At 47.7% G+C, this 6106-nt stretch carries 2 protein-coding genes; both read left to right on the forward strand.

The annotated features are described in order from the left end of the window. The first annotated feature begins 26 nt into the window (after nt 1–26). Nucleotides 27–2945, forward strand: coding sequence for an S-layer family protein (locus QUA13_RS16390; RefSeq protein WP_333200107.1), 2919 nt, complete (start codon nt 27–29; stop codon nt 2943–2945). 118 nt (nt 2946–3063) lie between these two features. Next, complete coding sequence (locus QUA13_RS16395; RefSeq protein WP_333200109.1) at nt 3064–5679, forward strand: CHAT domain-containing protein; 2616 nt, start codon at nt 3064–3066, stop codon at nt 5677–5679. The last annotated feature ends 427 nt before the right edge of the window (nt 5680–6106 follow it).

Below are 6106 nucleotides of genomic sequence, written 5' to 3' on the forward strand. Positions count from 1 at the left end.
CATACTAAATTAACAGGAATTAAAAGATGCAGCGCCAATATTGCGCCCTATTTTTTGCATTTTTAGTGCTGTGTCCTTTCCCCGCGATCGCCCAAATCATCCCCGATAATTCCCTGGGCGCGGAAAGTTCGCGCACAGTTCCCGATACTATCAACAGCTTACCGTCTGATAGAATCACTGGCGGTGCAACTCGCGGCGTTAACCTATTTCACAGCTTGCGCGAATTTAACATCCGTGAAGGGCGGGGAGCTTATTTTGACAATCCCAGCGGAATCACCAACATATTCACCCGCGTTACGGGCCCAAACTCCTCAAATATTTTAGGAACTCTGGGAGTTTTGGGAAACGGCAATTTATTCTTAATTAACCCGAAAGGAATTGTCTTCGGTCCCAAGGCGAGGCTAGATTTGCGCGGTTCATTTTTAGCAAGTTCTGCAGATAGCGTAGTTTTCGATAATGGCGCTCAATTTAGCAGCAGTAATCCCCAATCAATCCCCCTGTTAAATGTCAATATACCGCTCGGTTTAAACTTTAGAGAAAATCCGGGGAAAATCATTAACTCTTCAGCAGCACCAGCATTGACTTTACCACAATTACCCCCAGCAATCCCCCAGATTTTCAATAACCTAGGCTTAGGAGTTGGGCCAGGACAAACTCTTGCCCTAGTGGGCGGAGATCTGGAATTAAATCAGGGAACACTCACGGCATCAACCGGACAAATTTTGCTCGGTAGCGTCGCTAGTCCGGGGATGGTCGGATTGGGGACAACGCCATTTGGATTAAGTTTAAACTATGACAAGATTTCCAACTTTGGTAATATTGAAATAACCAACGGCTCACTAATCAATACCAGTGGAATCGGTGGTGGCAAAATCGATATTCGAGGTGGAAATGTCAACATCAACAATGGGCGAATTTATGCACTGACTTTAGGAAATATCGACGGTAGGGGTATCGATATTAACGCTCAAAATTTTCTAGCCCAAGGTGGAACGCAAATCTCCACACTGACAGCAGGAAGTGGTGCCGGAGGGGCTGTCAATATCCGCGCTACCGACTCAGTAGAAATGCTCGGAATTGGATTAGATAACTATAGAGTGTTTGGTGGTAACTATACGGTATCTGGCTCTTTCGACCCTTTTGACCCACAACTTCTGCTGATAACTGGCACTAATAGCATGGGAGCCGCCGGAAACATCACGATTGATACGGGAAAGCTGTTGATAGACAATGGAAGCGCATTGACTACCGGCACCTTCAGTGCTGGCAACGCCGGAAATATAACCATCCGTACCGGGGTTTTAGATATGGTCGCTTCTGCAATCCACAGTGGCTCACTTGTGGGGAGTACGGGTAGGGGAGGAAATATCACCTTTGAGGGAGAACGTTTAACCGTGAGCGATGGTGCTGCTCTGATCAGCCTCACGCGCGGTGAAGGAGGAGCGGGGAATATCAACATTAAAGCGAATGAATCAGTAGAAGTGTTGCGGACTCCCACTGGCAGTCCCGTAGCAAGTTTAATTGGGTCAACTGCGAGCGGTGTGAATGGGCAAGCCGGGGACATTAATATCGACACGAAGCGGTTGATTATCTCTGAAGGAGGCGGAATTAGTTTATCTAGCGGAGCAGTTGTGGGCAACCAACCCTTGAATACAACTGGGGGGCGCGGAGGTAATTTGACAGTTAGGGCCACTGAGTCAGTAACAGTCGAGGGTTTTTCTGGAGTTTTGGCAAACGGGAGTCGGAATCCCAGTTTCATCTGCGCTGATGCCAATACTGCTAATCGGGGAGGGAGTATCAACATTTCTACACCTGTACTGACTCTCCGGGATGGAGGAGTTATTAGCACTGCATCTTTAGGCAAAGGAGAAGCAGGAAGTATCACAATTGATGCGGGTCGTGTAGAAGTTATTGGGAATGGGGGTCAAGGTGAATTTAACAGTCAAATTCAGACTTCGGTTGGGATTGCGTCTGACATTATAGATCCTAATGCTACGGCTAACGGAGGTTCGTTGAATCTAAATGTCGGGGAACTGATTCTTCGCAATGAAGGAACACTCAATCTGCAAGCTTTGGGCTCTGGACGGGCTGGTAACATTAACGTCAAAGCAGATTCAATTTCTCTTGACAACCAAAGCAGCATTGACGGTAGGACGGCATCCGGCCCCGGAGCAAATATTAACCTTGAAGCACGAGATATCCAGTTGCGCCGAGGGAGCAGAATTACAACTGATGCCAGTATTTCTGATGGTGGCAATATCAACATTAAAAGCGATATTCTGGTCGCCCTCCCGCAAGAAAACAGCGACATCACAGCCAATGCGCGATCGGCTCAAGGTGGTCGCGTTAATATTAATGTCCCCAATGTTTTTGGGTTTACATCAGTGACTCGCGAACAGGTGCGAGCGAGTTTGGGATTAACAGATGCTGAATTTGCAGCGTTGCAAGTAAGTCCGACTTCTTTAGTCCCTACCAGCGATATTGCGGCGATTTCCCAAAGTAGCGGCCCGGCTTTGCAAGGTAGTGTTACATTTAGTTCTTCAGGGGTGAATCCTGCTCAAGGTTTAGTGGAACTGCCACAAAATGTGGTGAATCCGGCTGCGTTAATTGCTGCAAATCCCTGCATCCAAGGGGCCGAAAGCGAGTTTACAGCTACTGGGAAAGGAGGAGTGCCACCAAGTCCTAATGAAGCCCTAAGCAGCGCTGCATCGCCGTTTTCTTGGGTGGAAGAGGCAAGAAGTTCGGCAACGGGCAATGTACGGGATTTAACCAATGTAACCGATAGAGGGAAGAAGGAAGAAGGGGAAATCCCCGATCGGGAAGTTGTTCCGGCGCAAGGTTGGGTGGTGAATGCGAAAGGAGAAGTTACGCTTGTTGGATACAATGCGGGTAATGCTGCTGACGATCGCAATCCTCGACCGATTTCTGTTTGTGTACCCCGTTAAAATTAGTTTTTTTAACCGCAGATGTAGGCGGATTAACGGGGATTAACGAAGATAAAGGATAAGATGTATTTGGGTTAATTAGTATGTGTGTCTGCGGTTGTAATTTTATTTTCTAAATATGAAGTTTACCCGATCGCTCCGGCAAGTAATTCTGTTATTTGTGATTTCCTGTCTGCTAGCAGTTGCGATTCCTCCCGGAATTGCTCAGGTTAATCCACCACAAGCGGTGCAGCTTGTCCGACAAGCTCGAACTCTGTACCGAGAGGAACGTTTTTCGGAAGCTGTACCGCTGTTGCAGCAAGCGGCGGCGCAGTTTGAGACAAAAGGCGAAAATCTCGATCGCGCCACAGCTTTGAGCAATTTAGCTGCAACCTACGGGCAGTTGGCACTTTGGGAAGAAGCAGAAAAAGCTGTAAATTCGAGTTTGTCGGCTGTGCGAACACAACCCAAAACTTCGGAACAGCAGCGGATTTTGGCTGAAACTCTCAACATTCAAGGACAGTTGCAACTCGAACGCGGGCAGACTCAAGGTGCGATCGATATTTGGACACAAGCTGCTAAAATTTTCGAGCAGATTGATAGTAAAAATCAACTTTTTCAAGTTCAAATTAATCAAAGTCGGGCTTGGGAAATTCTCGGACTTTACCCCAGAGCTTGCAAAATGCTGTTAGCTTCTTTCAAGCTGGAAAACCAAACTTGCGAAGTTTCGACAGCGGGTTTGGAAACTTTGAAAAATCAGCCTGTTTCTCTCGAACAAGTCCGGGCGATTCATGCTTTAGGGCGAGTGCTGCGGGTTTTGGGACAACTGGAACGTTCCGAGGATTTGCTGTCAGCGGGACTAGAAGCAGCCCAAAAATTAGGTACCCGGCCAGAGGAGGCTGCAATTTATCTCAATTTGGGCAATACGGTACGGGCTAAAAGCAATAAACCGGGTTTGACACCCAAACAGCGGGCTGATTTTGAACGCTTGGCCCTTGAATATTATGCTCGATCGACCGAGACGATGCCGGAGCGATCTCTTTTACAAATTCAGGCGAAGTTAAACCAATTGAGTTTGTTGGTCGATCGCAAAAATTGGTCTGAAGCAGAGGTTTTGTGGCGTTCTATCGAACCTCAAGCCGCTCAATTTGGGTCGAACCGCGCCGGACTTTACGCTCAAATTAATCTAGCGCAAAGCTTGATGAAATTAGCTCAGTCGCCTGCGGAAACTTTGAGTTTAAGCGATATTGACAAAATGCTCGATCGCTCTGTCGAACCAGCAAAGAGTTTGGGCGACCAACGCATACAAGCTTATATTCTGGCAGCTAAAGGCAAACTATCGGAAATCCAAAATCAGTATCAGAAAGCGGAAAATCTTACAATTCAGGCTTTGAGTTTAGCACCGGGGTTTCAATCTCCCGATATTGCTTACCAATTGTTTTGGCAACTGGGACGGATTCGGAAAGGTCAGGGGAATACAGAAGGGGCGATCGATCAATATACCCAAGCTGTCAATATATTGTCTTCTCTGCGGGGCGATTTGGTGACAGTCAATCCCGAAGTGCAATTTTCGTTTCGGGAAAGTGCCGAACCGGTTTATCGGGAATTAGTCGGGCTGCTTTTGCAAGAGGAATCTCCAAGTCAAGCTAAATTGAAACTGGCGCGCCAAACGGTGGAATCTTTGCAGTTGGCGGAATTGGACAACTTTTTTCGGGATGCTTGCGCTGATGCTAAACCAAAGTCGATCGAGGAAATCGATCCGACAGCCGCGGTGATTTATCCAATTATTTTGAGCGATCGTTTGGAGGTAATTTTGTCAATTCCCGGCAAACCCCTGCGCCGCTACACTACTGTGAAGTCTCAAGCCGAGTTGGAAACTGCCTTCAGACGAGCCAAAAATGTCATCAGGCCTGCTGCTTTCCCCCGCGACAGGAGGCAACCCGTCGAACAGGTTTATGACTGGTTAATCCGCCCTGCAGAAGCGGATTTGACCGCCGCCGGGATTAAAACCCTGGTATTTGTACTCGACGGTTACTTGCGCAATCTGCCGATGGCGGTGCTGCACGACGGTGAAAAGTTTTTGGTAGAAAAATACAGTATTGCTTTGGCGCCGGGATTGCAATTGCTGGCACCGAAACCCTTGAACAAAGTCAAGTTAAGAGTGCTCACCGCTGCCCTTTCGGAAGCCCGTCAAGGCTTCTCGGCTTTGCCGGGGGTGAAGGAGGAAGTTGAACAAATTGCAGCCGAGATGCCGGCGAGTTCGCTGCTGAATGAAGATTTTGTCAGCGGGCGGTTGCACGATCGAATTAAAGCTGTGTCTTACCCGATCGTCCATTTGGCAACTCACGGTCAGTTTAGCTCGAATGCGGCGGATACTTTTATTGTGACTTGGGATCAGAAAGTGAATGTTAAGGAGTTCGATCGACTGCTGCGAGCCCGCACTGGGGAGAAACAACAGCCGATCGAACTTTTGGTTTTGAGTGCTTGCGAAACTGCTTCGGGCGATAACCGCGCGGCTTTGGGTTTGGCCGGGGCCGCAATTCGATCGGGTGCCCGCAGCACCGCCGCCACTCTTTGGCAAGTCAACGACGAATCTACAGCTATCTTTATGACTGAGTTTTACCGGCAGCTTGCTTCTTCTAAAACCAGCAAAGCTGAAGCCCTCCGCAACGCTCAATTAACGCTGCTGAAAAACAAACAGTATCAGAATCCGTATTTCTGGGCACCTTTCGTGCTAGTGGGGAATTGGCAGTAATTTATTTGAAGGCAGAGGAAAGAAGGCAGAAGGATTTAGGGCGTTGCTGAATACAGGTATGAATTCAAGATTTCCCAATTGCTATAAGCCCGCTTGAGGGTGAGTTTTGTAACTTCAAGGGAAAAGTTGATTCATACCGTGAATCAGCAACGCCTAATTCATTACCTCAAGTTTGGTGATGTCCCTGTACCCGCGCGCTTCATCCCTTAATTCAGCAACGCCTAAAAGATCTCATATCAATTCCGGTGCAGCCGGAATTGATATCAAATGGGTTCTATGAATGGGTACAGATTTTATACTCAACAGTTGCATCTTTTGTTGAGTAAGAGTTTTAGGACTGTTAATACATTTTGGAGTTTAGACTAAGCAGGTCAAAAAGTGCGCTCGCCCAAAGACCGGCAAACGTCCATACTCCAACGGCAACGGT

Origin of the sequence: Microcoleus sp. S28C3 (genome assembly GCF_036700785.1) — a bacterium.
In the GTDB taxonomy this organism is placed as follows: domain Bacteria; phylum Cyanobacteriota; class Cyanobacteriia; order Cyanobacteriales; family Microcoleaceae; genus Microcoleus; species Microcoleus asticus.

Excerpts from the sequence above, each read along its gene's own strand:
- QUA13_RS16395 (WP_333200109.1), top strand. The coding sequence starts at position 3,064 with ATGAAGTTTACCCGATCGCTCCGGCAAGTAATTCTGTTATTTGTGATT.
- QUA13_RS16390 (WP_333200107.1), top strand. The coding sequence starts at position 27 with ATGCAGCGCCAATATTGCGCCCTATTTTTTGCATTTTTAGTGCTGTGT.